The following is a 26,418-nucleotide window of genomic DNA, read 5'->3' on the forward strand; positions in this document are numbered from 1 at the left end:
CGCTCACAATCTTGTCCCGATGATGCGTACTTCGCGTATCAGCCTCACCCCGGTATGCTTGCCCACCAGGTATTCCACTTCGTCAATCAGATCCTCGATATTGGCTGCCGTTGCTCCACCGGTATTGACGATGAAGTTGGCGTGTTTTTCCGATACCTGGGCGCCGCCAATACGCATCCCTTTCAGGCCGCATGACTCAATCAGGCGCGCGGCGAAATCGCCCGGCGGATTGCGGAATACCGACCCTGCATTGGGTAGATTCAGCGGCTGGCTGGCAATGCGCCGGTTCAACAAATCCTTGATACGCTGCCGCGATACGGCGCCGTCGCCGCGCGCCAGGCGGAACCAGCCGCCGACGAACCATTCTTCTGCGCCGCTGTGCAATGCCACATGGCGGTAACCCAAGGTGTATTCGGCTGCGCTGCGCTCGGTGAGATGCCCCTGACGATCGAGTGTCAGCACCTGCGCCGCCACATCCCAGGTTTCGGCACCATAACAGCCCGCGTTCATTGCCAGTGCGCCGCCCACGGTGCCGGGAATGCCGGCCATGAATTCGGCACCGACCAGGTCATGGCTGGCGGCAAAACGTGCCAGTTTGGGTGCCGCCACGCCAGCCTCGGCATACACCACGCCGTATCCCTCAACCGGCTCGTTTTCCCAGCTTGTGCCTTTCAGGCGCGACTCCAGCGCAATGCGCTTCAATGCGCCATGCAACAGCACCACCACGCCCTGCACGCCGCCATCGCGCACCAGAAGATTGCTGCCCAGTCCGGCGAACACCACCGGCAAGTCGGCAGGCAGTCCACGCAGATATTCGGCCAGATCGCCGATGTCGGCGGGAATATACACGCGCTCGGCACTGCCTCCGGCGCGCCAGCTCACATGTCTGGCCATCGGTTCGTGCAGTCGCGTCTCGCCACGTGCGGCGGGCAGGCTGCTGATCGCTCCGCCCGAGGCGGCATGACCGAGTTCTTCGCTACGTCGCATTGGCCGCCTCCACAATCTGGGCCGGTATCTGGCCGATGGAACCGGCCCCCATGCATAACACCACGTCGCCGTCCTGCACCGTATCCAGCACCGCGCGCGGCATTTCATTGATGTGCTCGACAAACACCGGTTCGGTCTTGCCCGCCACGCGCACCGCGCGCGCCAACGCACGTCCGTCTGCCGCCACAATCGGTGCTTCGCCTGCGGCATACACTTCGGCCAGCAACAGCACATCCACACCGGATAGCACTTTGACGAAATCCTCGAATACATCACGGGTACGGGTATAACGATGCGGCTGGAATGCCAGTACCAGACGTCGCCCTGGAAATGCAGCACGCGCCGCCGCCAGCGTGGCGGCCATTTCCACCGGGTGGTGACCGTAGTCGTCGATCAGCGTGAAACTGCCGCCAGTGGCAATTTCAATTTCACCGTAGCGCTGAAAGCGCCGGCCCACGCCGCTGAATTCAGCCAGGGCCTTGACGATGGCGCCTTCTGCCGCGCCGACTTCGAGGCCGACTGCAATCGCCGCCAATGCATTGAGTACGTTATGCAGGCCGGGCAAGTTGAGGGTGACTTCCATCACACGGCGACCGCCGCCATTGATGACGCCGAAACGCATCTGACCGCCGCTGTGGGTGATATCCACGGCACGAATATCGGCACCGTCATTCAATCCATAAGTGGTAATCGGTTTGGTAATGCGCGGCATGATCTCGCGCACGTTGGCGTCGTCACTGCACAGCACCGCCATGCCGTAAAAAGGAATGTGCTGCACAAAATCCACGAACGCCTGCTTCAGGCGACCGAAATCGTGACCGTAGGTTTCCATATGATCGGCGTCGATATTGGTCACCACCGCCAGCACCGGAGTGAGGTGGAGAAAGGACGCATCGGATTCATCTGCTTCGGCCACGATGAATTCGCCCTTGCCCAGACGTGCATTGGCCCCTGCCGCTTCCAGGCGGCCGCCAATGACGAAAGTCGGATCCATCCCGGCCTCTGCGAGAATGCTGGCGATCAGCGAAGTGGTTGTGGTCTTGCCATGGGTACCGGCCACACCGATGCCTTGGCGCAGACGCATCAATTCCGCCAGCATGATTGCGCGTGGCACTACCGGTATGTGTTTTTCGCGCGCCGCCATGACTTCCGGGTTGTCGTCTTTCACCGCGGTGGAAACCACCACGGCATTGGCACCTGCGATTTGTGTTGCGGCATGGCCGCTAAATACCTTGACGCCCAGCTTTGCCAGATGTCGCGTCGCCGCGTTCTCGGCCATGTCTGAACCGGTGACGACAAAGCCCAGGTTGACCAGCACTTCTGCGATGCCGCTCATGCCCGCGCCGCCGATGCCGACAAAATGCAGTTGTTTGACTTTGTGCTTCATGACGCCAGCTCCATGCATACCCGCGCTACGGTTTCGGTGGCATCCGGCTTCGCCAGGGCGCGCGCATGCTGCGCCATGACCAGCAGCTTTTCCCGGTCCAGGCTGCGCAACACCGCCGCCAGCCTGTCGGGGGTCAGTTCGGATTGCGGCATGAGCAACGCTGCGCCGGCTGCGCTCAAAAATTTCGCATTGCCGGTCTGGTGGTCATCCACCGCGTGAGGATAGGGCACCAGTACGGCCGGCACGCCCGCCGCTGCCAGTTCGGCTATGGTCAGCGCACCCGCACGGGTAACCGCAATATCGCACCAGGCATACACTTCGGCCATGTCGGCGATGTAGTCGCGCACCTCGGCAATCACTCCTGCTGCTGCGTAATTGGCGCGCAGGCTGTCTGCGTGGCGGGTGCCGGACTGGTGGATGACTGCGGGGCGCTCGGCTGCGGGAATCAGCGCCAGCGCGCGCGGCACGATGTCATTCAATGCCGCAGCGCCGAGACTGCCCCCCACCACCAGCAAGTGCAGTTGCGGCGCCGTGCGCGTTTGCGGCGCCGGCAGTGCAGCAATGCTCGCACGCACCGGATTGCCCACCCAGGTGCTTGCCACCTTGCCGCAGGGCAACGGCTTGTCGCGCCCGCTCCTGAATACATCCGGGAAGCCAGTCAGCACGCGGTCGGCCACGCACGCCAGCACACGGTTGGCCAGCCCCCCCACCGAATTCTGTTCATGGATCACCAGCGGCTTGCCCAGCAGCACGCTCATCATGCCGCCCGGAAAACTCGGGTAGCCGCCCATGCCCAGCACCACATCGGGACGGTGCCGCAGCAACGCGCCGAGCGCCTGTGCAAACGCGACCAGCAGCGTCACCGGCAACAGCAATTTGCGCAGCACGCCATTGCCGCGCACACCGCCCAGCGACAGCCATGCCATGGTGTAGCCATGCTCCGGCACCAGGCGTGACTCCATGCCGTGGCGGGTGCCCAGCCAGACAATGTTCCAGCCGTGATTGCGCAGCGCAGCGGCGGCGGCAAGACCCGGATAGATATGCCCGCCCGTGCCGCCGGCCATGACCATGAGCGTGCGTGCGGTGCTCATGAGCCCTTCTTTCCGCGCATCAGGCAGCGCGTTTCATGATCCACACGCAGCAGCAGCGCGATGGCGATACAGTTGGCGACGATCCCGCTGCCGCCGAATGACAGTAGCGGCAGGGTCAGCCCCTTGGTGGGCAGCAGCCCCATGTTCACGCCCATGTTGATGCACGCCTGCACGCCCAGCCATACGCCCACGCCCATCGCCGTCAGCGCGCAGAAATGGCGTTCCAGCACCGCCGCTTGGCGCCCGATCTGGAACGCGCGCAGCACCAGCCAGCCAAACAGCAGAATCACCGCGAGCACGCCGACGAAACCGAGCTCCTCGGCAATCACCGCGAGCAGAAAATCGGTATGCGCCTCCGGCAGGTAGAATAATTTTTCCACGCTGCCGCCCAGCCCCAGGCCAAACCACTGGCCGCGCCCGAACGCGATCAGCGCATGCGACAACTGGTAGCCCTTGCCGAACGGATCCGCCCACGGATCCATGAAGCCGACAATGCGCTGCAGGCGATACGGCGAACTCCAGATCAGCGCCACGAACCCGACGATCAGCAGCACGATCAGTCCGGCGAAAATGCGCAGATTCAGGCCGCCGAGGAACAGTGCCGACATGGCGATGGCAATGATCACCACGAACGCGCCGAAGTCCGGCTCGCGCAGCAACAGGAAACCGGTCAGCAGCATGACGATCAGCATCGGCATGAAACCTTGCTTGAAGCTGTGCATGAAGGCGGCCTTGCGCACCGTGTAATCGGCGGCATACAGCACCGCTACCAGCTTCATCAGCTCGGACGGCTGCAGATTGAGAAGACCCAGCGGCAGCCAGCGCTGGCTACCGTTGACATTGCGCCCGACGCCCGGAATCAGCACGATCGCCAGCAACCCCAGACCGCCAATGAACAGCCACGGCGCGGCGCGCTGCCACTCGCGCATCGGCACCTGAAATGCGGCAAAGCCTGCCGCGATACCGAGGCCGATGAACATCGCCTGACGAATCAGGAAGTAGGCCGAATTGTGGCCGGTGCGGCGGCTCGCCTCGGCGATGTCTATGGAAGCCGAATACACCATCACCAGACCGAAGGCGAGCAGGATCAGCGTGATCCACATCAGCACAAAATCGTATTCCGGTGCCGCGCTGCGGCGCGGTATGGCGGCTGCGGTAGCGGTACTCATGCGGATGCTCCTGGCAGGGCATGCACTGCGTCAATGAACACCTGGGCGCGATGGGCATAATTGTTGAACATGTCGAAACTGGCGCAGGCGGGCGAGAGCAGCACGGCATCGCCTGGCAGAGCGGCTGCAAATGCGGCTTGCACTGCGTCCTGCATGCTTTCGGCGCGCAGCACGGGCACGCCGGCGCCGGTGAGCGCAGCGGCTATCAATGCACCGTCGCGTCCAATCTGCACCACGGCACGCGCATGCTGCGCCACGGCATCCCTGAGCGGACTGAAATCCTGCCCCTTGCCGTCGCCACCGGCGATCAGAATCACCTTTTTATCCATCCCTTTCAGGGCAGCCTCGGTAGCGCCCACATTGGTGCCTTTGGAATCGTCATAGAATTCAATGCCATTGATCGCCGCTACCCACTCAACCCGGTGCGGCAGACCACGGAATTGGCGCAAGGCCTCGACCAGTGGCTCAATCTGCAAACCTGCTGCACGACATAGCGCAAACGCGGCCAGCGCATTCGAGACATTATGCAGACCGGTCAGCGGCAGTTGCGCCAGTGGCATCAATCGAAACTTGCCCTCCCACATCCAGCCGTCCTTGACGCCGAATTCGTTGAGCATCGCTGGAGCACCCAGGCCAAAGGTCAACACCGTGCGCCACGGCAATGCCATGCCCAGGCTGCGTGCGTCATCGCGGTTCAATACCTGTACGCCGTCGCCGCTAAAAATTCGTGCCTTGGCGGCGACATAGGCGTCGAGATCGGCATAACGATCGAGATGGTCTTCGCTGATATTCAGCACGGTAGAGGAAGCGGCATTGAGACTGGCCGTGGTTTCCAGCTGAAAACTGGACAATTCCAGCACAAAAATATCCGTCTCCGGATGGTCGTCCAGCGCATCCAGCACCGGCAGGCCAATATTTCCGGCCATGATGGTTTTTTTGCCTGCCGCCGCGCACATCGCCCCGACCATGCTGGTGACGGTGCTTTTGCCGTTGGAACCGGTGATGGCGATGACTGTAGCTGTAGCGGGAACAGCCTGGGCGAACAGCTCGACATCGCCCTCCACGGCCACGCCGCGCAGCATGGCCTGCTGGATCAGCGGCTCGGACACGGCGACACCGGGGCTCACCACGATGCGTTCGGCCCAGTCAAAATCCGCGCTGCGAAACGGGCCGGTGGACACCGCCACATCAGGCAGCAATTCATGCAGACGCGCCAGATTGGGCGGTGCGTCGCGGCTGTCTGCCACACGCACGGTGGCGCCGCGCCGCGCCAGCCAGCGCGCCGCAGACAGGCCGGTATCGCCCAGCCCGAGCACCAGAATATTTTGTCCGTACAAATTCATCAACGCAGCTTCAACGTAGACAAGCCGATCAGCACCAGCATCATGGTGATGATCCAGAAACGGACGACGACTTGCGTCTCCTTCCAGCCCTTCAATTCATAGTGGTGATGCAACGGCGCCATGCGGAACACGCGCTTGCCGGTAAGCTTGAACGACGCCACCTGGATCACCACCGACAGGGTTTCCACCACGAACACGCCGCCCATGATGAACAGCACTATCTCCTGACGCACGATCACGGCGACCACCCCCAGTGCGGCGCCCAGCGCCAGCGCGCCGACGTCGCCCATGAACACTTCAGCCGGGTAGGCGTTGAACCACAGGAAAGCCAGCCCCGCCCCCGCCATGGCGGTGCAAAACACCACCAGTTCGCCCGCGCCGGGAATGTGCGGCACGCCAAGATATTTGGAAAACACCGCGTTGCCGGCCACGTAGGCGAAAATGCCCAGTGCCGAGGCCACCATCACCGTGGGCATGATCGCCAGCCCGTCGAGGCCATCGGTCAGGTTGACCGCATTGCTGGAGCCGACGATGACGAAATAGGTGAGGATGACAAATCCCACTGCGCCCAGCGGAATGCCGATATGTTTGAAGAACGGCACGATCAGCTCGGTCTGCGCGGGCAGATGGGTGGAGTAGGCAATAAATAGCGCCGCAGCCAGCCCGATCAACGACTGCCAGAAATACTTGGCCTTGGCCGACAGGCCCTTGGGATTGCGATGCACGACTTTCCGGTAATCATCCACCCAGCCCACTGCGCCAAACCCGAGTGTAGTGAACAGCACCACCCAGACATAATGGTTGGACAAATCCGCCCACAGCAAGGTGGAAATGGTAATGGACACCAGGATCAGCGCGCCGCCCATGGTCGGTGTGCCCGCCTTGATCAGATGGCTTTGCGGACCGTCGTCGCGTACTGCCTGGCCGATTTTCATCGAAGTCAGCTTGCGGATCACGGCAGGTCCGACCACAAACGAGATGGTGAGCGAAGTCAGCGTGGCCAGCACTGCCCGCAGCGTGATGTAGTTGAATACATTGAACGCACGCACATCCTGCGCCAGATATTGAGCAAACCAGAGCAGCATTAGTGTTTTACCTCGAAACTCTTCACCACCCGTTCCATCTGCATGAAACGGGATCCTTTTACCAATACAGTCACTCCGGCATCCAGCCGGTTTTCCAGTTCCGCCAGCAACTCTTCGATGCGCTCGAAATGCATCGCGCCTGCGCCGAATGTCGTCACGGCGGCCGCACTCATTTCGCCCAGCGCAAGCAGCCTGTTAACGTTTGCCGCACGCGCAGCACGGCCGATATCCGCATGCATGGCGGCCGCATCCTCACCCAGCTCACCCATGTCGCCCAGCACCACAATCTTCTTGCCGGGTATGGCCGCCAGCACTGCCAGTGCAGCGTTTACCGAATCCGGGTTGGCGTTGTAGGTATCGTCAATCAGCGTGGCGCCATGCAGCGCGAGCTTGAATTGCAAACGTCCGGCGACTCCCTCAAATCTGCCCAGTCCATCAACGATTGCGCTGGCGCCCACTCCCAACGCCAGTGCGGCAGCGGTAGCAGCCAGGGCATTGCGTACGTTATGCTCCCCCGCCACGCGCAGATTGAATTGCAGTGGCCCGATCGGCGTGGCCGCTGTCACTTCGCTGCCGCGCGCGCTGGCCCGGTAGCCGCCACGGACTGCGCCGTGCTCCAGGCCAAAATCCATTATCTGATGCTTGCCTGCCAGGGCGCGCCATAGTCCGGCGTTGGCGTCATCGGCATTGATAATCGCTGTGCCGCTTTCTTCCAGCCCCGCAAAGATTTCGCCTTTGGCGCGCGCCACGTTTTCTACCGAGCCCAGCATGCCCACATGCGCAGCACCCGCGTTGTTGACCAGCGCCACATCGGGTCTGGCCAGCCGGGTCAGGTAGTCAATTTCGCCGCTGTGGTTCATGCCCATCTCGATCACCCCGTACACATGCTGCGGGCGCAGGCGCAGCAACGTAAGCGGCATGCCGATGTCGTTATTGAAATTGCCCTGGGTAGACAGGACCGCCGCGCTGGAACTCGCAGCGCTCAGGATCGACGCGAGCATTTCCTTGACGGTGGTTTTACCGTTGCTTCCGGTAATGGCCACCAGGCGTGCGGGCATTTGCGTACGCCACCAGGCCGCCAACTGGCCCAGCGCCAGCCGCGTATCGTCGACCAGCAGTGCAGGTTGCGCGCTGCAGCCGCTGTCTGCGGCGATCATTACCGCTGCCGCGCCGTTATCCAGCGCCTGCTGGGCAAAGTAATGCCCATCAAAATTCTCGCCTTTGAGCGCTACAAACAAATCGCCCGGCTGGATGGTGCGGGTGTCGGTGGCGACGCGATCAAATTCCACATCCGTGCCGCGCATATCGGCATGGATGGCGGCGGCGGCCATAGCCAGCGTGGTCATGTGCATGTCCACCCCTCCAGTGCCTGAGTGGCAACGTCAACATCGCTGAACGGGTACTTCACGCCGTGTATCTCCTGATAATCTTCATGCCCCTTGCCCGCCACCAGCACCACATCGCCGGCCCCTGCCGACCGCACTGCGGCCGCTATGGCCGCGCCCCGGTCAGCTTCGATGCAATAGTCGCCGCTCATGCCCGCGGTGATGTCCGCGATGATGGCCAGCGGGTCTTCGTTACGAGGATTGTCCGAAGTGACGATCACATGGTCTGCCAGAGCTGCAGCAATGGCGCCCATCAGCGGGCGCTTTCCCGTGTCGCGCTTGCCACCGCAACCGAATACGCAGATCAGCTTTCCGTGCGGATTTATTTCACGCAGGGTGCAAAGCACTTTTTCCAGCGCATCGGGGGTATGCGCATAGTCCACCACGACCACAGGTTTGCCGTCGCCTCCCAATGCCTGCATGCGGCCTGCCACGGGCTTGACCGTCGCCAGTTGCCGCACCGCTTCCGCCATCGACACACCGCTGACCAACAGCGTTGCCAGCGTAGCAAGCAGATTGTGGGCATTGAAACCGCCCAGCAGAGATGAAACCAGATGTGCATTACCCCATTCGGATTCGATATCCATTTCCTGCCCGCTGGCGCTTAGCTTGAGGGCGGTGCCGCGCACCCGGCTGCTACACATGCCGTAACTCACCACCTCAACCTTGCTGCCGCTTAACTGCCCGGCCAGGGCGCGGCCAAATTCATCATCCATATTGAGCACCGCGTAGCGCAGCCCGGGCCATTTAAACAGCACAGCCTTGGCCGCTGCGTAGCCGTCCATGTCGCCGTGGTAGTCAAGATGGTCGCGTGACAGGTTGGTGAATACGGCCACGTCGAATTGCACGCCATTGACCCGGCCTTGCGCCAGTCCATGCGAAGACACCTCCATCACCGCAGCAGTTGCGCCCTGCTCGACATATCCGGCCAGCGCCTGTTGCAACACAATTGCATCGGGGGTGGTATTGACTGACGGCGTCAGCGCATCGGGAAAGCCATTCCCCAGCGTGCCGATCACCGCGCTGCGCCGACCGCTGCCGGTCAGGCTTTGCGCCAGCCAGTGTGCACATGAAGTTTTGCCATTGGTGCCGGTCACACCGATCACCCACAATTTGTCGGATGGATTGCCATATACCGCTGCGGCAATTTCACCAATGCGATCTTTCAGGCCGGTCACCGCCACATTGGGCAACTGCGACCATTCCTGCGGCCAGGCATAGTCACGCTGCTCCCACAGCACACCTGCCGCCCCGGCTGCAATCGCCTGATCCAGATAATTGCGGCCATCGCTCGTATCACCCGGGTATGCAGCAAAGCCGCAACCTGGCGTGACTTTACGGCTGTCGGCGGTGAGCGCAGTCAAACGCGCGCCCTGGCGTGCCAGCGCGGCCAGGATACCGGCGGCAGTCTGCTGTTGGGCATCGGATGCGGCGATCACATCGATTCCTCTTCCGCATGGCTTGCCGCCGGCGGCAGCACCACATTGCCGGTGGGGTTGTCCGGCGGCACGTCGAGCACGCGCAGCGCGCCGCTCATCACGCTGCTGAACACCGGCGCCGCGACGATGCCGCCGTAATACTGACCGGCGTCGGGCTCATCGATCATCACTGCGACAATCAGACGCGGATTACTCGCCGGCGCCATGCCGATAAACGAGGCAATGTATTTGTGGGCGGAGTAGCGTCCGTCTTCCGGCTTGTGCGCAGTGCCGGTCTTGCCCGCCACCCGGTAGCCGGCCACCTGGGCACGCGGTGCAGTACCTTCCGGCGACACCACCGTTTCCATCATGGCGCGCACCGCACGGGCAGCGGCAGGGCTGAATACCTGCACGCCATTACCTGACGGCACATCCTGTCTCAGCAAAGAAACCGCTTTCATCACGCCGTCATTGGCGAACACGGTATAACCGCGCGCCATTTGCAACAGGCTGACAGCAATACCATTGCCGTAGGCCATGGTGGCCTGTTCGATGGGCCGCCAGTTCTGATACGGGCGCAAACGGCCGCTGGCGGCCCCTGGAAATCCGATCTTCGGCGCGGTACCGAAACCGGCCTTGTGTAATTCATCCCAGAAATATTCCGGCTTGAGTTCCAGCGCAATCTTGGCCGCGCCGATGTTGCTGGATTTCTCGATAATCTGCGAGATGGTGAGCATGCCGTTGGCGTGGGTATCGTGGATGCGCCGATTACCCAATTCATAAGTACCGTCACCGGTATCTATCACCGTATCCGGCTTGATGGTGCCGGCATCCAGTGCTGCCGCCACGGTAAACGGTTTCATCGTCGATCCCGGCTCATATTCGTCGGTGACCGCATGATTGCGCATCTGCCAGAGCTTGACGCCTTCGCGGTTGTTGGGGTTGTAGGACGGCAGATTGGCCATTGCCAGTATCTCGCCAGTTTTGGCATCCAGCACCACAATCGCACCATCCTTGGCTTTGTTGGCGAGCACGGCAGCCTGCAATTCCCGATAGGCCAGATACTGAATCTTCATGTCGATCGACAACGCCAGATCGCGCCCCGGTTTCGGGCTCTGGATACTTTCCAGATCCTCCACGATATTGCCGCGCCTGTCCTTGACGACACGCCGGCTGCCAGGTACCCCGGCAAGCCAGTTCTGATAGGTCAGTTCCAAACCTTCCTGACCCACGTCATCCACGTTGGTAAAACCCAGCAACTGGGCGGTGACATCGGCAGACGGATAGTAGCGCCGGTATTCGCGCCGCAGATACAACCCCGGTATACCCAGCTGGGTCGCGGCCGCGGCCTGATCCGGCGGCAACTGCCGTTTGATATAAACGAATTCACGGTCCTGTTCATTCAGCCGGGTTTGCAAGTCTTTCACAGGCATTCCCAATAGCTTGGCCAGATGTACGACCTGCCCCTGGGTGGCGCTGACCGAACCCGGGTTGGCCCACAGCGACTCCATCGGCGTACTGATAGCCAGCGGTTCGCCGCGACGGTCGGTAATCATGCCCCGGTGCGCGGGCAACACCAGGATGCGGTTCACCACTGCGTCGCCCTTGCGTTGCAGGAAGTCATGATGCACCCCCTGCAAATACACGGCACGCCCCACCAGCATCAGCAACCACAGTAATAGCAGCCCGGCCACCACGCGGCCACGCCAGCGCTGCAAGTGCAGTTCCAGCAAATGGCTGGACGGGCGGGCGGCAATTCGACTCATTGCGCGGCACCGCCCATGTCATTCACCACCTGCACCTTGTCGGCGGATGGCACCTGCATGTGCAGGCGCTCCGTGGCCAGCTTTTCAATACGTCCGTGCATTGCCCAGGTGCTTTGCTCCAGCTGCAATTGCCCCCACTCCACATCCAGCTGACGCTGACGTGCCTGGTCCTGCTGCAACTCAACGAACAGCAGGCGCTCGTGATTTTGGCTATTCACCACACCCAGCGCACAGATGACGACGAGTGCCAATAGCACCAGGTTGATCCGGCTCACGCATCACCCCCACATCGTTCGACAATGCGCAGGGTAGCGCTGCGCGCGCGGGGATTTGCGGCAATTTCGGAAGCTAGCGGACGAATTGCGCGCCCCACCAGACGCATTTTTGGTGCAGGGATATCGGCAGCACGGACCGGCAAGCGGCGCGGTAGCGGGGGCGGGCTTGACGCTTCACGCATGAAGCGCTTGACGATGCGGTCTTCCAGCGAGTGAAAGCTGATCACTGCCAGGCGCCCGCCGGGAGCGAGCAACTGTTCAGCCTGGGGCAATGCTAGCGACAACTCCTCAAGCTCCCGATTGATGTAAATCCGTATAGCCTGAAAGGTGCGGGTCGCCGGATTCTGCCCTGGCTCGCGCGTGGGTACGACTCCCGCCACGAGATCCGCAAGCCTTTTGGTGGTTGTAATCGGCGCGCCCGCTCTCTGCGCAACAATCGCGCCTGCAATCGATTTAGCATACCGCTCTTCGCCATAATCCTTGATGACCCCCCTGATCTCCCCTTCATCGGCATCAGCCAGCCAGGCGGCGGCAGACAGCCCGCGCGTGGTGTCCATACGCATATCGAGCGGCGCATCGAAACGAAAGCTGAAACCTCGTTCAGCCTCGTCCAGCTGCGGTGAAGACACACCCAAATCCATCAACACACCACTCACCTGAGTTAAGCCACGCGCGTGCAATGTTTCTGTCATCTGCGCGAAGCTGCTATGAACAATCTCGAAACGAGGATCTTTCCAGCCTTGGCCCACTGCCATGGCTGCCGGGTCTTTATCGAACGCTATCAACCGCCCGCCCGTTCCCAATCGCGCCAATATGCTGCGACTGTGCCCGCCGCGGCCAAAAGTTGCGTCCACATACACGCCGTCAGGCTGGATGTTCAGTGCCGCAACCGCCTCCTCAAGTAGAACCGTCTCATGCCGTAAGCCGGAGCTCACAGCGAGAATCCCTCCAACTCCGGCGGCATGGCTCCATCCTTGAATACCAGCGCCTGCTCCATCTGCGCCTGCCAGCGTTCTTCATTCCATAATTCGAATTTCACGCCCTGCCCCACCAGCACCACGTTTTTTTCCAGCGCCGCAAACTGGCGCAGCATGGCAGGCAGCAAAACACGCCCGGCACTATCCAGTTCCAGATCGGCGGCATTTCCGACCAGCAATCGCTGCAAACTGCGGGTCTGGGGATTGAAACTGGATAGACTATTGAGTTTTTTCTCGATGGGTTCCCACTCCGGCAGAGGGAACAAAAGCAGGCACTGACTGGGGTCGGCGGTTACTACAACGCGGCCGGCACCATGCACCATGAGCGCGTCACGATACCTGGACGGCACAGCCAGCCGACCTTTGCTATCCAGGTTAAGTGTTGCGACGCCGCGGAACATGAGACCCCTTTTGATTACTTAGCCCGGAGGAAATTTCCCACTTTCCTCCACAATTCACCACTTCGCCCCACTATAGATAAAAAGCAATAGTGGGTCAAGCAACTAAAAGGGATTTTTTCAAGACGTTACAAACACTTACACAACATTAGTGAATGCTAATTAACAATCAAAAATAAGTACATAGCCAACTATCTGAAGGCTTGATATCAAGTGTTGCCGGAAAAGAAAGTAAAACAGATGCCCAGCGCGAACCGGGTTATTCGTTACCTGCCAAAGCAGGCGGTATGGAATCCATTAAATAACGCACTTCCAGCACATCGATTTCGCGCAACCCGGAAGGGCTTTGCAAACGCACGACATCGCCGGCACGCGCCTTGACCAGCGCACGCGCCAGCGGCGAAACCCAGCTGATGCGACCCGCGGCGGGGTCGGCTTCATCCATGCCAACGATTTGATAGGCATGCTCGCTACCGTCTTCTTCTCCCACGGTCACTGTAGCGCCGAAAAACACTTGCTCCAGACCCTGCTGGGTAGCAGGATCCACCACGATCGGATCATCCAGGCGCTTGGTGAGATAGCGCAGGCGCCGGTCGATCTCGCGCAGGCGTTTTTTGCCGTAGATGTAGTCGCCGTTCTCCGAGCGGTCACCGTTCGACGCCGCCCACGACACCGTTTCAACCATCTGTGGACGCTCCACCTTGAGCAGATGGTCGAATTCGGCCTTGAGCAACGCGTAGCCGCGCGGAGTCATGTAGTTCTTCGCACCCGCGGGTAACTGCGGCTCGGATAGCGGCTCCTCGTCGTCAGCGTCGGATTCTTTGGTAAATGCTTTACTCATGGCAAATAGTTTATGCTCAACTTCTGAATACCCAATACGCGCCTGCAGTGACTGCCCCGGCGAACCCCGTCCTGTGTCCTATACTGAACCCTACCCGGATTTAATATTCTAATTCATTGCAAGTAGGCATTAAGGCGCGTACCCATTGCACAGACAAAACTCATCTCCATCCAGAATCGATGGAAAACCTCGCAAGCAATGGAGACCGCCCGATTGGTTCCCCATCAATTTTCATCTATGAAAGGAAACATCATGAAACTGCAAAAATCCTTCGTAATGGCCGTCGCTTTGGCCCTTGCTTTGCCATTAGCCTATGCGGACGATTCAACGAATTACGTCAACGGCGGAATTGGTGACGAGGGAATGGCAAGGATGCACAGCATCGCCAATGAATATCCGCTGCACATCATATTTTCTGAAGGCAAGGACGGTGCGTTCCTCGCTGACATTCCGGTGACCATTCTGGATAGACATCACAAGGCGGTAGTTGAACTGCCGGATGCCGGGCCCCTATTGTATGTACGCCTTCCCAAGGGCAAATATACTGTAAACGCAGAACACCATGGCGTGAAGCAATCCCGCAACGTGACGCTGGATGGAAAACACGCCAAGAGCCTGATCATGCATTGGGCTAGCACATCGCAGGAACAGGAATAATTGCCTGAAATACCACGTCAATATCCAGCTATGAAAACAAGGTGAAGCTGGCCGATAAGCCGGGTTTTGTCGTGGACAGTCATTCCTCTAGGCCGTCGGTTACCCGACAGCTCAAGCAGCCTACCCGCAGACTCAGCGAGCCGCTTCATCGCCTGCCTATTTGGCCTTGCTCCGGATGGAGGTTACCGCGTTTCACTCCAGACTTAACCGGCTCGTCTCTGTGGCCCTGTTCCTCGCCTCACGGCGGCCGGCCATTAACCGGCATCCTGCTCTGTGGAGCCCGGACTTTCCTCCCCCCCGGTTGCCCGGGGCGGCGACTGTCTGGCCAGCTTCCCCGCTATTCTATCATCATCAACCCAGTCTATATCCTTGACATAAATAGATTTATTGCCTAGAAAAAACATCATGACGGCGCGTCACCTGCGGCGTCCTCCCACCCCGCTACGGGGCTACTGATGTTCAATTTCTTTCATTCAAGGAGAGTGCGATGAGACGCAGACTCTATTTCACGGTGCCGGATACTGCCAGCGCCCAGCAGATGGTCAATGATTTATTACTGGCACGAATTGACGAGGGGCATATGCACGTCCTCGCCCGCGACGGCATCCCGCTCGACGGCTTGCACGAAGCCTCTATCCTGCAAAAAAGCGACCTCATTCACGGCATGGAAAGCGGCCTGGTCATAGGCGGCATTGCCGGTATTCTGGCCGGCATCGTGGGGATATTATTTCCTCCAGCAGGTGTCGATTTGAGGCTGGTCACCATCCTGGTGACCGCGCTGGCGGGTGCCGCATTCGGTGCCTGGGTGTCGAGCATGATTGCCAGTTCCGTTCCAAATTCCAGGCTCAAGACTTACGAAAAAGCAATTGAGCAGGGACGCATTTTGATGATGGTCGACGTTCCCAGTGGACGTGTAGATGATATTCGCAAGCTCATCGCAAGCCGTCATCCCGAGGCCAGCACCAGCAATATGGAGCCCACCATCCCCGCTTTTCCCTGATTCAACCAAGGAAAATCGCATAGTGCTGCGCGGGGTTTATGCCCCGCGGGATTGGTGGATATGCCCCGCCTTCTTCAATAAAATCCGGGCTTAATACGCAGTTTCAACAAGTTACACTCTGGCACGGCAATTGTATGCAAAAGGGCAAGGACGTTGTTTTTGCCGGAGAACATCATGCGCACTTTTTCCTGTCGCCCGCTTATTATTACCTTGCTGTTGGGTAGTGCATTGACGCGCGCCTGGGGTGCAGAGGCTCCAGTAGTGCAGCAGATATCCGTGGTACCCAGCCCGGCTTTAAGTATTGAACAGCAACAGCGACTGTCAGATATTGCAGTCAAAGTACTGCATCAGATTGCTGCGGCACGGGAAGACATCGCTCTACGCAATGCCGCCAGTGCTCACCAGGCCCTGGACAACGCCGGCAACTTGCTCGCCAGCTTGCAAACCCGCCTGCCTGTCACACGCGTCTCCGATCACGTCTGGAATGCGCAAAAACATCAGGAATACGATAACAGTGCGCGTGTGCTGCCTGATTTGATACCGATTTACGCCAACCTGCATACGTTGCGAGACTTCATTCCGGCACAGCAGAAGCTTAAACAGCCTGCCGCCGATAAGCTGCGCGTCACGGATGCCACGCTGATTTATGCCGAGGCTGACCTGCCACTGGTGCATACGCTTCGCACCGTGGATACCGCACGTCATGCGCTGGACCAGCAGAACTGGCAACGTGCCGACCAGGCACTCAAAAATGCCGAAGACGGCGTCGTATTCATGTCGGTGAGCGTAAACGAGCCTTTCGCCGCAGGCCGCCAATCCTTGCTGCAAACCACCCGCCTGCTAGCAGCGGGTGAAACCGCCAAAGCCCGGCTCGAACTCCAACGCGCGCGCAGCTACCTGCAACGCGCCGCACAAACAACCGATAGCATTGCCAAGGACGATGCCGACAAACTGCTGCAGGATGCTGACCGGCTCGACGCGCATATCCGGAACAACGATGCCAATCTGGTCAATGACGCGCAAACCTTGTGGTACAGGACAGCTGCACTGGCTGAACGCTCCAAGGCATATCTGGGCAATGAATGGGCCAGCGTAATGCACGACCGGCCGATCAAATCCAGACTCATCGAAGCCCGCCTCGCGTTACGCGATGCGGCCATTGATCAATTTACCGCACACCAGCCAGCGGCCGCCGAGAAAGCGTTGGTGCGCGCGCAAAGCTACCTCGGCCAGGCACTGGAAATCGCACGCACCGATAACCAGCCGCAAATCGAAATACACGGTGTGCAACAACATGTCGCCCGGCTCGCAACCGAAACTCCGGCACAACGCAACCCGGACCAGTACAGCCAGCTCGCGGGCGAACTGGGTATCCTGATCAGCCAGAGCTGACATGAGATGAGGCTTGCCTACCCAACAGAAACCAGTTTGAATAGCGGCCATGAAGATACTGATTCCTATCCCGTGTCGAGTGCGCTGATCCTGCGCTCATTGCGACTGCCTGCCCTGGTGCTGGGCGGCGTGGTGATCCTGGCTCTGGCACTGATGACGTTGACCGCATGGCGCGCCGAAACCCGCATCGGCACCGTGCAATTGCACATGCAGAATATTCTCGCACTGCAGACGCTCTCAATGCAGATAGAACACGACTATTTGCGCCTGGTTAATCCGCAGGCGCCGCTCCCTGCGCACATCCAGCAGGCGCTGGACAAACAACTCGCCGACATCATCGCTGCCGATCACTCGCGCGTGGCCGACACACCCGCGGTATTGAGCCAGCTACGGCAATTGCTGGCGCGTCGCAATGCCGGCCACGATACGCTGCTCTCCACGCTGGCGCAGATCCATGACCGCATCACGCGTGAAACCAACGCCCATGCGGTACTGGTCAGCGATGTGCAACGCACCGCGCGCTTCGAATTCAATCTCGCGCTGACCCTGGTCGTGGTGCTCCCCTTGCTGGCGGTCGCCACCCTCTACCTGCTGCGCCATCGCGTGCAGTTACCGCTGCGCGACCTGAGCTGGCTGATGCAACGTTTGTCGCAACAGGATTACGCCAGCGCCCCGATTGCCCATGCCGATCCGATGATCAAGCCGCTGCTGCTGCGTTACAACCATCTGGTGAGCCGACTGGCCGAGCTCGAAGCCGAACACCAGAACCGCGAGACCCTGCTCGAACAGCAGGTGCGCGCCGCCAGCACCACCCTGCTCAACCAGCAGCAGCATCTGGCGCAGGCGGAAAAACTGGCCAGCGTCGGCGAAGTCGCTGCCGGCATTGCGCACGAACTGCGCAACCCGCTGTCCGGCATCCAGATGGCGCTGACCAATCTGCGCCGTGAAACCGAATCGGCCGACCATGCCGAACGGCTGGATATGGTCCTGGATGAAATCAACCGCATTACGCGCCTGCTCAATGGCCTGCTGGATCAGGCACGGCACCACCCCGCCCCGCCCAGCGAAGTGAACCTGGCCGAACTGTGCGGCGCCCTGGCCAGCCTGGTCCATTACCTGTTGCCACCCGCGATCACGCTGGTGACCGACGTCCCCGCGGATTTGAGCTGCGTGATCTCGGCCGATGGCTTGCGCCAGGCCTTGCTCAACCTGATTCTCAACGCACGCAACGCCATCGGCGAACATGCGGGAAATATCCACCTAACCGCGCAGCCTCGTGAAGACGCTATCGAAATCAGCGTCACCGACAGCGGTGGCGGCTTTTCCGATACACTGCTCAGCCACGGCCCGCGCCCGTTTATCAGCAGCCACGAGTCAGGCACCGGACTCGGGCTGGCCATCACGCGCCGTTTCGTAAATGATCTGGGCGGGCGCATTGCGCTGGACAACACGCCTGGCGGTGGCGCACGCGTCACCCTCTACCTGCCTTGTGCCTCCACCCATGCCTGACAGCCTCCTCATCATTGAAGACGAATCCCTGCTCGGTGCTGAACTACAGCGCCATTTCCGACGTGAAGGCTGGGAGGTCAGCTGGGCCCGCAGCATCGCCGAAGCCGAATCCCTGCTGTTCGGCGAAACTCTTACACCGCTGATCGTGCTCTCCGACATGAGCCTGCCGGATGGCAATGGCCTGGACTTGCTCGAATCCGTGCGCCAGAAAAATCTGGGCGGCGAGTGGCTGTTCCTCACCGGCTACGGCACCGTGCCGGATTCAGTGCGCGCGCTGAAACTGGGTGCACTGGATTTCCTGAGCAAACCCTGCGATCTGGCGCGCCTCGACCTGATCATCGCCGCCGCCACGCGCAGCGGCCGCGCCCAGCGGCGCATTGCCGAACACTCGGCGGCGGCGGCACGGCGCTACAGCGTGGACAGCTTCAGCGGCAACAGCAGCGCCTCGAACGCGGCGCGCCAGATGCTGACGCGGCTGGCCAGCGTACCCTATTCCGCACTGCTCATCAGCGGCGAAACCGGTACCGGCAAAGGTCTGGCAGCACGCATCCTGCATCACGGCGGGATGCGCGCCAATGCCCCGCTGGTGGAGGTCAATTGCGCCGCACTGCCGCATGAACTGATCGAATCCGAGCTGTTCGGCCACGAACCCGGCGCGTTTACCGGCGCCAAAACCCGGCGGCGCGGCCTGTTCGAGCAGGCCGATGGCGGCACCCTGTTTCTGGATGAGGTCGGTGAGCTGGCACCCGATTTGCAGGCCAAGCTGCTCAAGGCGATCGAGGACAAGGTCATCCGCCGCGTGGGCGGCGACCGCGAAATCGCACTCGACGTGCAGCTCATCGCGGCCACCAATCAGGATCTGGTTGAAGCTGTCGCCGCCCGGCGTTTCCGCGAAGACTTCTATCATCGCCTGTCGGTATTCCGCCTGGAATTGCCGCCATTGCGCCAGCGCCGCGAGGACATTCGTGCCCTGGTGCAGCGCTTTGTTGCTGAATTCAACCTCAAGGCCGGCAAAAAAATACGCCATATCCGCGACAGCTCCTGGCTTCTGCTTGAGCAGCACGACTGGCCGGGCAACGTACGCGAACTGCACAATGCCATCGAGCGCGCCGTGCTGCTCACCCCAGGCGATGCCGACACGCTGCAGGAGGAATGGCTGCAACTCACTCCCGGTCGCATCCTGCCCGCGCCACCGCAAGCCAGCAGTGAAACTTTATTGTGCCTGCCGCTGGACGGCAGCATGGCGCTCGACGACATGGATCGTCACATCATCCAGACCACCCTGGTACGCTACGCCTACAATGTCACTGCCGCCGCGCGCGCGCTTGGCACCACACGCGAAACACTGCGTTACCGGGTGGATAAATACGGCCTCAAACCAGAAGCCGGCAAGGATGGCTGAAACATCCGGCCTAATGAGACGCCGCCGGGAGAAGGCGCAATGCAAGGTAAATCCATAATCCATGCCATCACCCGGCTCAAGCTCTTCCTGCGCGGGCACGAGCAGGAAGAAGCACGCCGCATGCTGCTGTGGGCTGGCGTGGTCGGCATACTCGGTGCGCTGGCGACCGTGCTGTTCCGCGAGGGCATCCAGCTCGTTCAATTGTTGTTCACGCGCCATTCCGGCAGCCTGGTGCACATCGCCGAAGGGCTGACCTGGTGGCAGCGCCTGCTGATTCCGCTGGCTGGGGGCTTGCTGGCAGGGGCGATTTTGCAATTCGGCTTGAAATGGGTAGGCAGCGCGCGGACCACCGACTACATGGAAGCCATCGTCGCGGGCGACGGCGTCATCGGTGTCCGCGCCAGCCTGGTGAAAAGCCTGTCGTCACTGTTCACCGTCGGCTCCGGCGGCTCGATCGGACGCGAGGGTGCGATGGTGCAGCTTGCCGCCATGGTGGGATCAGCGGCAGGCCATTGGGTGCACCTGCCTCAGCACAAGCAACGCCTGCTGGTGGCGTGCGGAGCCGCGGCAGGTCTGGCTGCGGCTTATAACGCACCCATCGCCGGCGCACTGTTCGTGGCTGAAATCGTGATAGGCACCATCGCCATGGACAGCTTTGGCCCGCTCATCGTCGCCTCGGTTGTCTCCAATACCACCATCCACCATTTCCTCGGTTACGCGCCGGTGTACCAGATCCCGGCGTTTCAGTTTCTATCCAACTGGGAGTTGATTTTTTACGCCGCACTGGGCTATCTGCTGGGGCATCTCGCGCCCTCTTTCATCACCCTGCTGGATCGCAGCGAAAGCCTGTTCGCGCGCACCAGGCTGCCTCTCACCCTGAAGCTGGGGCTGGGCGGCCTGATGGTGGGCGCGATTTCCACGTTCTATCCGCAAGTGTGGGGCAACGGTTACAGTGTGGTGAACAGCCTGCTGCATCAGAACATCGCCTGGCAGCTGCTCGCCCTGGTGCTGATTTTCAAGATCATCGCCACGGCAGCGACGATCGGCTCCGGCGCAGTGGGCGGGGTATTCACCCCCACCCTGTTCATTGGCGCGGCATTCGGCTCGCTGTTCGGCACCGCGCTGGGCGCGATTTTTCCCGGTATGATCTCGCCCTCCAGCGCCTACGCCATCGTCGGCATGGGCGCGTTTCTGGCCGCCGCCACCCATGCGCCGCTGATGGCGATCCTGATGATTTTCGAGATGACCCTGGATTACAAAATTACCCTGCCACTGATGCTGGCGTGTGTGATCGCCTACACCGTCGCGCGCGACCACCGCGGCAGCGAGTCGATCTACGCCGGCGCACTACGGCGCAAGCGTGGACTCCATGCCGCAGAAATAGCGCCCGTCAGCAAATCGCCTTGATCAGACCGCAACACCTCTTCCCAGCCAGACAACAGGGCTAGGGGGATATCAGCCTAATTTCTTTCATGTTCCGGGGGATATCCCCCGGCGATCACTTATACATAGCAGACTTATATTTACTTTCATGTGCTTATGGTTTTGGCATGGATGCTGCTGTATTGACACCAGAGACACTCATTCCAATTCGGATACAGATTTTTCCAGGCGTAAGGAGAGCATCAATGCATGCAAGCGGATATGTAATTTATACCGTGATTCTGTTGCTGGCGTTTGTGAGCATAGTGATCTGGGTATTCAGCAAAAAACGCAAGGCGCGCTTCAGCAAGGACGCCGATATCCCCTTTGAGGAAGAGCAGGAATAATTTCCTGCTCACAGGCGCCACAACCGTTTGGTCAAAAGGAGTTTCAAGCCCGGCAAAAAAAACAGCAAACCAGGCAAACCATGATCCCGCTTCACCAACCATGTTTTAGATCACTTTAATCTCAGGAGAATTAGCATGAAATCAAATCTGCTCGCAGCCGTCCTCGCCACCTCGATTATTTCCTTGACCGGCGCCGCCTATGCCGCCCCCGTGGCAGGTTCTGAAACCGTAGGCATCACCGTCCAGGAGGCAAGCATCGCCGCCGCGGGCTGGAGTGCACAGAAACAAATCCTGCACAAACCGGTCTATAACGATGACAAGAAGAAAATCGGCGTCATTGAAGACATCATCGTGTCGCCGGGAAATTCGGTGTCCTACGCAGTTGTCGGCGTTGGCGGCTTCCTCGGCATTGACCGTCATGATGTGTTGATCCCGTTCAACCATTTCAAGGCCGAAGGACATCGATACTTGCTGCCGGGCGCGAACAAGGCCATGCTCAAGTCCTTGCCTGCATTCAAATACACAAAATGATGCAGGTCATGGCGGGTGGCCTGCGCACCCCTTTTTCTCACACTATTGGTTCAAACCAAGGAGCGTGTCATGAGGCGTCGTATTTTCCCGCTGCTCGTCGCAACCACCCTGACATTGATGCTGGCGAGTTGTGCCAGTCTGCCGCCGCCCGCGCCGGTCACGGTTGCAGAGGTGGTTCGCCTCAGTCATGAAGGCGACCCTCCCGATCAAATCATCCAGCGCATGCGTGACGCTGGCACCGTCTATCGCCTCAAGGCCAGTCAGTTCGCGCGCCTGCACCAGCAGGGCGTATCCGATGAGGTGCTGGATTACATGCAGCATACTTACCTTGAAGCCGTGCGCCGCGATCAGCACATGCAAGACTGGAATAGCTGGTGGCCGGCTCCGGATGGTTATTTCTACGGCCGTTGTTACTACGGCGCCTGGCCTTACCGCTGCTATTGATTCCATCCCGAATTCAGCGCATGCAGGCTGGAATGGATTAAAGGAACACGGGCCGGCAAACGCCCGGACTGTCGCATGAGCCAGTTCAAGAACCTTTCCTCGCATATTTTGCAGGCTTCCGCCTCAATGGTCGGCGTTTGCATGATGATTCTCAGCATCGTCAAACTCATCCATATGGGTGGGCCCATGAGCAGACTGGTGGACAAAATACTCGGCTTTGACAATGTAGTGTTTCTGTTTAGCGCCATCCTGTCCTATGCCTCGATGCGCTACGAGCGGCGGGCTGTGCATCTGGAGAATCTGGCTGACACCATGTTTATCGTCGGACTGATTTGCATGACGGTAGCCTCCTTTGTACTTTCTTTCGAGATCCTCTAAAAATGGTCGAGTCGACAGAATTCAACTTTAACCGCAGGCGCTTCCTGATTGCCGCCACCACTGCGGTGGCGGGCGCAGGGTTCGTGATGACCGCTTATCCGTTCGTGATGAGCATGATGCCGAGCCAGAGAGCGCTGGCCGAAGGCGGTCCGGTCGATGCGGACATCCGCAAGATTGAACCGGGCATGCTGGTAACCTTCACATGGCGCAAACAGCCGGTATGGGTTCTGCATCGCACCCAGCCCATGCTCGACCGGTTGGGCAAGCATGATCAGTTACTGCTTGATCCGCTGTCACGACAGCCCCAACAACCCGTTTATTGTCAGAACGCAACCCGTTCGATCAAGCCGGAATACTTTGTCGCAGTCGGTATCTGTACACACCTCGGTTGCGTTCCAACCTACCGCAGGGAAGTGGGAGCACCGGATATAGGAGCGAATTGGCCGGGTGGTTTTCTATGCCCTTGCCACGGTTCCAAATACGATCTGGCGGGTCGGGTATTCAAGGACGTGCCGGCACCACTCAACCTGGAAATTCCTCAACATACCTACCTGAGCGAGACCCTGATATTGATCGGTGCAGACAAGAAAACAGGCTAGATACCCCACACGAAACCAGCGCGACTATCGTTTATATCCGGATTTGCAGCAGAACGATCAGAACTTCCACCAGAAAGAACACAATGAAAAATGACACCACGCAACCTTCTGGCACAGCCCCGGCGCCGCAGTGGAGCAACCCTGCCTGGACATCCGCGCGCAAGGATATGGTTGGCACCGCACTGGGCGCTTCGCGGCTGTGGTTCAGCGTAGCGCAGGGAATCGTCAGCGAGGTGTATTACCCGCGCCTGGATATCCCCCAGCTCAAGGATCTCGGCTTGATCGTCGCCGATGACCAGGGCTTCTGGCAGGAGTTGCGCAGGCTGCCCGGTTACACCCTGGAATTCGTTGCCCCCGGCATCCCGGTACTGACCATCCACCACCGGCATTCGCGCTTCAACCTGCGCATCCGAATCTGCTCCGATCCGCAGCGCGATGTGCTGCTGCTGGATATCGAGCTTGACGGCGACGCGGCGCTGCGCCCCTATCTGCTTGCCGCGCCGCGTCTGGGTGGAGATAGCCTCAATAACCGCGCCTGGGCGGATTCCTGGCAAGGCAGGCCCTTGCTGTGGGCGGAACAAGGGCCTTTCGGTCTGGCGTTGATGTGTGCCGACCATGGCGGACTGCCCGGTTTTGGCATGCGATCAGTGGGCAGCGTGGGCGAAAGCGATTTATGGCAGGATTTCGATCGCCACCGGCGCATGACATGGAGCTATGCCGAAACCGAGCCGGGTGAAGTATCGCTGGCTGGAGAATTGCCGCGTCGCTGTACTGTAGCGCTGGGTCTGGGCAGCAGCAAGGAAGCCGCAGCCACCCTGGCATGGAGCGCATTGATGCAAGGTTTCGAAGCGGCCTGGCAAGGTCAATGCAAGGACTGGGCAGACTGGCAAAAAAACTGGCAGCCGCCGCCAGCGCTCGCCGCCCTGCCGGATGCCTCTCAACAACTGCTGCAACGCTCTGCGAGCATACTCAAAATCCACCAGGACCATACTTACCCCGGTGCTGCCGTCGCCAGCCTGTCGGTGCCGTGGGGCGAATCCAGCTCGAGCCAGGGCGGCTACCATCTGGTGTGGTCACGCGATCTGGTGGAGACTGCCGGCGCACTGCTGGCCATGGATAAACTCGACGATGCGCGGGCCATCCTGTGCTATCTGATCGCCACCCAGCAGAGCAACGGCCACTGGCTGCAAAATCAGTGGCTGGGCGGCAAACCATTCTGGCAAGGCATCCAGCTGGACGAAACCGCCTTCCCCGTGCTGCTGGCCGCCGCCCTGCACGCACGTGACGCGCTGGCACAAATTCCGGTGCACGATACAGTGCGTCGCGCGCTCGATTTCATCCTGCGCGAAGGTCCTGCCACCGGCCAGGACCGCTGGGAGGAGGACGCCGGCATCAATCCTTTTACCCTGGCGGTGGCCATTGCCGCACTGGTGGAGGGCGCTGCATTGCTGCAAGGGCGTGAACGCGATTGCGCACTGATGCTGGCGGATTACTGGAATGCCCGGCTGGAAGACTGGACCTGGGTAGAAGATACGGCGCTGGCACGCAGCCTCGACGTGCCCGGCTATTATCTGCGCAGCACCCCCACCGACGAACTCATCCACGACGGCGCCAAACTCGAACACCTGCTGATCAAAAACCGCGCCATTGATCCCGATCTTCCCGCCGAGGAGCAACTGGCAACCGATTTCCTGCAACTGGTGCGCTATGGTCTGCGCGATGCGCACGACCCGTGCATCGTCGCAAGCGTGACCGCCATCGACAAGTTGCTCAAGACCGATACGCCCAACGGCCCGGTATGGCATCGCTACAACGGCGACGGCTACGGCGAACATGCAGATGGCAAAGCCTTCGACGGCAGTGGCAACGGGCGCGGCTGGCCACTGCTTACCGGCGAGCGCGGCCACTATGCATTGATGGCCGGAGCGGACGTGCTGCCCTACATCGAAGCCATCACGGCCATGACCGGGGCGGGCGGTCTCATTCCCGAACAGGTATGGGATACCGATCCCATACCTGCGCGCGATCTCTACCCGGGCCAACCCAGCGGGTCTGCCATGCCGCTGGTGTGGGCGCACGCCGAGTACATCAAGCTGTGCCTGAGCCATGCCCAGGGCTATCCGGTGGATCGCCCGGTGCAGACCTGGCAGCGCTATCACGGCCGGCGCCCGCAAATTTCATTTTATCTATGGCGCATGAAGCAACGCCCGCGCAATCTGCCTGCCGGCAAGGAACTGCGCCTGTTGCTGCACGCGCCTGCACGCGTGCATTGGGGACGCAACGGCTGGCAGGAGATCGCAGACGTGGACACGCAGGACTGGGGGCTGGCGCACATCGCCATTTTGCCGACGACGCAATTGAAACCGGACGACACACTGGAGTTCACGCTGTACTGGCCGGATAGCGGGCAATGGCAGGGTGAGGATTTTCAGATTCGCATCGTTTAAAACGGCAATTTTAGCCACGGAGAACACGGAGAAAAACAATGAAGGAGAAAGTCAAAATAAAACCCGGGAAGTGTCTTGAATTTTGCCTTTTGACTTTCCATTTTTGCCTTTTGCCTTGTTCTTTTTCCTCCGTGCTCTCCGTGGCCAATTGCTTTTTTCCAGAATGAC

At 60.1% G+C, this 26,418-nt stretch carries 25 protein-coding genes and 1 other RNA gene; 12 read left to right on the forward strand and 14 right to left on the reverse strand.

Going from position 1 to position 26,418, the window contains the following annotated elements; translation table 11 throughout:
• Positions 1–3: 3 nt before the first annotated feature.
• The 13 genes from murB to greB form a co-directional block, all read right to left on the reverse strand.
• Entirely contained in the window at positions 4–987 is a 984-nt protein-coding gene (murB, locus tag EI185_RS00570) for a UDP-N-acetylmuramate dehydrogenase (RefSeq protein ID WP_124703161.1), read from the reverse strand.
• Positions 977–2,374: a UDP-N-acetylmuramate--L-alanine ligase gene (gene murC, locus EI185_RS00575; RefSeq protein ID WP_124703162.1), complete on the reverse strand. Its 1,398-nt coding sequence runs from the start codon at positions 2,372–2,374 to the stop codon at positions 977–979. Before murC ends, murB begins: the two co-directional genes overlap by 11 nt.
• On the reverse strand, positions 2,371–3,465 hold the full coding sequence (gene murG, locus EI185_RS00580; protein WP_124703163.1) for an undecaprenyldiphospho-muramoylpentapeptide beta-N-acetylglucosaminyltransferase: 1,095 nt from the start codon (positions 3,463–3,465) through the stop codon (positions 2,371–2,373). Before murG ends, murC begins: the two co-directional genes overlap by 4 nt.
• On the reverse strand, positions 3,462–4,634 hold the full coding sequence (ftsW, locus tag EI185_RS00585) for a putative lipid II flippase FtsW (protein ID WP_124703164.1): 1,173 nt from the start codon (positions 4,632–4,634) through the stop codon (positions 3,462–3,464). The genes murG and ftsW overlap by 4 nt, the downstream gene beginning before the upstream one ends.
• On the reverse strand, positions 4,631–5,977 hold the full coding sequence (murD, locus tag EI185_RS00590) for a UDP-N-acetylmuramoyl-L-alanine--D-glutamate ligase (RefSeq protein ID WP_189836218.1): 1,347 nt from the start codon (positions 5,975–5,977) through the stop codon (positions 4,631–4,633). Before murD ends, ftsW begins: the two co-directional genes overlap by 4 nt.
• Positions 5,977–7,062: a phospho-N-acetylmuramoyl-pentapeptide-transferase gene (gene mraY, locus EI185_RS00595; RefSeq protein WP_124703166.1), complete on the reverse strand. Its 1,086-nt coding sequence runs from the start codon at positions 7,060–7,062 to the stop codon at positions 5,977–5,979. Before mraY ends, murD begins: the two co-directional genes overlap by 1 nt.
• Positions 7,062–8,408 (reverse strand): UDP-N-acetylmuramoyl-tripeptide--D-alanyl-D-alanine ligase, encoded by a 1,347-nt coding sequence (locus tag EI185_RS00600; RefSeq protein ID WP_124703167.1) that lies wholly within the window; start codon positions 8,406–8,408, stop codon positions 7,062–7,064. Before EI185_RS00600 ends, mraY begins: the two co-directional genes overlap by 1 nt.
• Complete coding sequence (locus EI185_RS00605; RefSeq protein WP_223247598.1) at positions 8,405–9,883, reverse strand: UDP-N-acetylmuramoyl-L-alanyl-D-glutamate--2,6-diaminopimelate ligase; 1,479 nt, start codon at positions 9,881–9,883, stop codon at positions 8,405–8,407. The genes EI185_RS00600 and EI185_RS00605 overlap by 4 nt, the downstream gene beginning before the upstream one ends.
• Positions 9,883–11,631 (reverse strand): peptidoglycan D,D-transpeptidase FtsI family protein, encoded by a 1,749-nt coding sequence (locus EI185_RS00610; protein WP_124703168.1) that lies wholly within the window; start codon positions 11,629–11,631, stop codon positions 9,883–9,885. Before EI185_RS00610 ends, EI185_RS00605 begins: the two co-directional genes overlap by 1 nt.
• Positions 11,628–11,906 (reverse strand): cell division protein FtsL, encoded by a 279-nt coding sequence (ftsL, locus tag EI185_RS00615; protein ID WP_124703169.1) that lies wholly within the window; start codon positions 11,904–11,906, stop codon positions 11,628–11,630. The genes EI185_RS00610 and ftsL overlap by 4 nt, the downstream gene beginning before the upstream one ends.
• Positions 11,903–12,841 (reverse strand): 16S rRNA (cytosine(1402)-N(4))-methyltransferase RsmH, encoded by a 939-nt coding sequence (rsmH, locus tag EI185_RS00620; protein WP_124703170.1) that lies wholly within the window; start codon positions 12,839–12,841, stop codon positions 11,903–11,905. Before rsmH ends, ftsL begins: the two co-directional genes overlap by 4 nt.
• Positions 12,838–13,284, reverse strand: coding sequence for a division/cell wall cluster transcriptional repressor MraZ (gene mraZ / locus EI185_RS00625; protein WP_124703171.1), 447 nt, complete (start codon positions 13,282–13,284; stop codon positions 12,838–12,840). The genes rsmH and mraZ overlap by 4 nt, the downstream gene beginning before the upstream one ends.
• A gap of 256 nt (positions 13,285–13,540) precedes the next feature.
• Complete coding sequence (gene greB, locus EI185_RS00630) at positions 13,541–14,122, reverse strand: transcription elongation factor GreB (protein ID WP_124703172.1); 582 nt, start codon at positions 14,120–14,122, stop codon at positions 13,541–13,543.
• A 252-nt stretch (positions 14,123–14,374) separates the two neighbouring features.
• Here greB and EI185_RS00635 point away from each other — a divergent pair, with 252 nt between their 5' ends.
• Positions 14,375–14,779: a hypothetical protein gene (locus tag EI185_RS00635; protein ID WP_124703173.1), complete on the forward strand. Its 405-nt coding sequence runs from the start codon at positions 14,375–14,377 to the stop codon at positions 14,777–14,779.
• Between the two features lie 39 nt (positions 14,780–14,818).
• Here the strand turns inward: EI185_RS00635 and rnpB are convergent.
• Positions 14,819–15,112, reverse strand: an RNA gene (rnpB, locus tag EI185_RS00640) — RNase P RNA component class A.
• Between the two features lie 154 nt (positions 15,113–15,266).
• Here rnpB and EI185_RS00645 point away from each other — a divergent pair.
• From EI185_RS00645 to EI185_RS00695, 11 genes are all read left to right on the forward strand, one after another.
• On the forward strand, positions 15,267–15,779 hold the full coding sequence (locus EI185_RS00645; RefSeq protein WP_124703174.1) for a DUF1269 domain-containing protein: 513 nt from the start codon (positions 15,267–15,269) through the stop codon (positions 15,777–15,779).
• A 174-nt stretch (positions 15,780–15,953) separates the two neighbouring features.
• Complete coding sequence (locus EI185_RS00650) at positions 15,954–17,171, forward strand: YfdX family protein (RefSeq protein ID WP_124703175.1); 1,218 nt, start codon at positions 15,954–15,956, stop codon at positions 17,169–17,171.
• 6 nt (positions 17,172–17,177) lie between these two features.
• Positions 17,178–18,680 (forward strand): sensor histidine kinase, encoded by a 1,503-nt coding sequence (locus tag EI185_RS00655; protein WP_124703176.1) that lies wholly within the window; start codon positions 17,178–17,180, stop codon positions 18,678–18,680.
• Positions 18,673–20,082 carry a sigma-54-dependent transcriptional regulator gene (locus EI185_RS00660; protein ID WP_124703177.1) on the forward strand — a complete coding sequence of 470 codons (1,410 nt, stop codon included), beginning with the start codon at positions 18,673–18,675 and terminating at the stop codon, positions 20,080–20,082. The genes EI185_RS00655 and EI185_RS00660 overlap by 8 nt, the downstream gene beginning before the upstream one ends.
• 39 nt (positions 20,083–20,121) lie before the next feature.
• Positions 20,122–21,489, forward strand: coding sequence for a ClcB-like voltage-gated chloride channel protein (locus tag EI185_RS00665; RefSeq protein ID WP_124703178.1), 1,368 nt, complete (start codon positions 20,122–20,124; stop codon positions 21,487–21,489).
• Positions 21,490–21,710: 221 nt separating this feature from the next.
• Positions 21,711–21,851, forward strand: coding sequence for a cbb3-type cytochrome oxidase subunit 3 (locus tag EI185_RS00670; protein WP_124703179.1), 141 nt, complete (start codon positions 21,711–21,713; stop codon positions 21,849–21,851).
• Positions 21,852–21,986: 135 nt separating this feature from the next.
• Entirely contained in the window at positions 21,987–22,382 is a 396-nt protein-coding gene (locus EI185_RS00675; protein ID WP_124703180.1) for a PRC-barrel domain-containing protein, read from the forward strand.
• A gap of 69 nt (positions 22,383–22,451) precedes the next feature.
• Positions 22,452–22,826: a hypothetical protein gene (locus EI185_RS00680; RefSeq protein ID WP_124703181.1), complete on the forward strand. Its 375-nt coding sequence runs from the start codon at positions 22,452–22,454 to the stop codon at positions 22,824–22,826.
• Between the two features lie 141 nt (positions 22,827–22,967).
• On the forward strand, positions 22,968–23,204 hold the full coding sequence (locus tag EI185_RS00685) for a hypothetical protein (protein ID WP_124703182.1): 237 nt from the start codon (positions 22,968–22,970) through the stop codon (positions 23,202–23,204).
• A gap of 2 nt (positions 23,205–23,206) precedes the next feature.
• A complete protein-coding gene (gene petA / locus EI185_RS00690) occupies positions 23,207–23,803 on the forward strand; it encodes a ubiquinol-cytochrome c reductase iron-sulfur subunit (protein ID WP_124703183.1) in 597 nt (198 codons plus the stop codon).
• Positions 23,804–23,886: 83 nt separating this feature from the next.
• A complete protein-coding gene (locus EI185_RS00695; RefSeq protein ID WP_124703184.1) occupies positions 23,887–26,250 on the forward strand; it encodes a glycoside hydrolase family 15 protein in 2,364 nt (787 codons plus the stop codon).
• The last annotated feature ends 168 nt before the right edge of the window (positions 26,251–26,418 follow it).

The organism is Sulfuriferula multivorans, assembly GCF_003851125.1.
Taxonomy (GTDB): Bacteria; Pseudomonadota; Gammaproteobacteria; order Burkholderiales; family Sulfuriferulaceae; genus Sulfuriferula; species Sulfuriferula multivorans.

Bases quoted from the DNA above. Each gene is read 5' to 3' on its own strand.
- murB (WP_124703161.1), bottom strand. From the start codon at position 987: ATGCGACGTAGCGAAGAACTCGGTCATGCCGCCTCGGGCGGAGCGATC.
- murC (WP_124703162.1), bottom strand. From the start codon at position 2,374: ATGAAGCACAAAGTCAAACAACTGCATTTTGTCGGCATCGGCGGCGCG.
- murG (WP_124703163.1), bottom strand. From the start codon at position 3,465: ATGAGCACCGCACGCACGCTCATGGTCATGGCCGGCGGCACGGGCGGG.
- ftsW (WP_124703164.1), bottom strand. From the start codon at position 4,634: ATGAGTACCGCTACCGCAGCCGCCATACCGCGCCGCAGCGCGGCACCG.
- murD (WP_189836218.1), bottom strand. From the start codon at position 5,977: ATGAATTTGTACGGACAAAATATTCTGGTGCTCGGGCTGGGCGATACC.
- mraY (WP_124703166.1), bottom strand. From the start codon at position 7,062: ATGCTGCTCTGGTTTGCTCAATATCTGGCGCAGGATGTGCGTGCGTTC.
- EI185_RS00600 (WP_124703167.1), bottom strand. From the start codon at position 8,408: ATGACCACGCTGGCTATGGCCGCCGCCGCCATCCATGCCGATATGCGC.
- EI185_RS00610 (WP_124703168.1), bottom strand. From the start codon at position 11,631: ATGAGTCGAATTGCCGCCCGCCCGTCCAGCCATTTGCTGGAACTGCAC.
- mraZ (WP_124703171.1), bottom strand. From the start codon at position 13,284: ATGTTCCGCGGCGTCGCAACACTTAACCTGGATAGCAAAGGTCGGCTG.
- greB (WP_124703172.1), bottom strand. From the start codon at position 14,122: ATGAGTAAAGCATTTACCAAAGAATCCGACGCTGACGACGAGGAGCCG.
- EI185_RS00635 (WP_124703173.1), top strand. From the start codon at position 14,375: ATGAAACTGCAAAAATCCTTCGTAATGGCCGTCGCTTTGGCCCTTGCT.
- EI185_RS00645 (WP_124703174.1), top strand. From the start codon at position 15,267: ATGAGACGCAGACTCTATTTCACGGTGCCGGATACTGCCAGCGCCCAG.
- EI185_RS00650 (WP_124703175.1), top strand. From the start codon at position 15,954: ATGCGCACTTTTTCCTGTCGCCCGCTTATTATTACCTTGCTGTTGGGT.
- EI185_RS00655 (WP_124703176.1), top strand. From the start codon at position 17,178: ATGAGGCTTGCCTACCCAACAGAAACCAGTTTGAATAGCGGCCATGAA.
- EI185_RS00660 (WP_124703177.1), top strand. From the start codon at position 18,673: ATGCCTGACAGCCTCCTCATCATTGAAGACGAATCCCTGCTCGGTGCT.
- EI185_RS00665 (WP_124703178.1), top strand. From the start codon at position 20,122: ATGCAAGGTAAATCCATAATCCATGCCATCACCCGGCTCAAGCTCTTC.
- EI185_RS00670 (WP_124703179.1), top strand. From the start codon at position 21,711: ATGCATGCAAGCGGATATGTAATTTATACCGTGATTCTGTTGCTGGCG.
- EI185_RS00675 (WP_124703180.1), top strand. From the start codon at position 21,987: ATGAAATCAAATCTGCTCGCAGCCGTCCTCGCCACCTCGATTATTTCC.
- EI185_RS00680 (WP_124703181.1), top strand. From the start codon at position 22,452: ATGAGGCGTCGTATTTTCCCGCTGCTCGTCGCAACCACCCTGACATTG.
- EI185_RS00685 (WP_124703182.1), top strand. From the start codon at position 22,968: ATGATGATTCTCAGCATCGTCAAACTCATCCATATGGGTGGGCCCATG.
- petA (WP_124703183.1), top strand. From the start codon at position 23,207: ATGGTCGAGTCGACAGAATTCAACTTTAACCGCAGGCGCTTCCTGATT.
- EI185_RS00695 (WP_124703184.1), top strand. From the start codon at position 23,887: ATGAAAAATGACACCACGCAACCTTCTGGCACAGCCCCGGCGCCGCAG.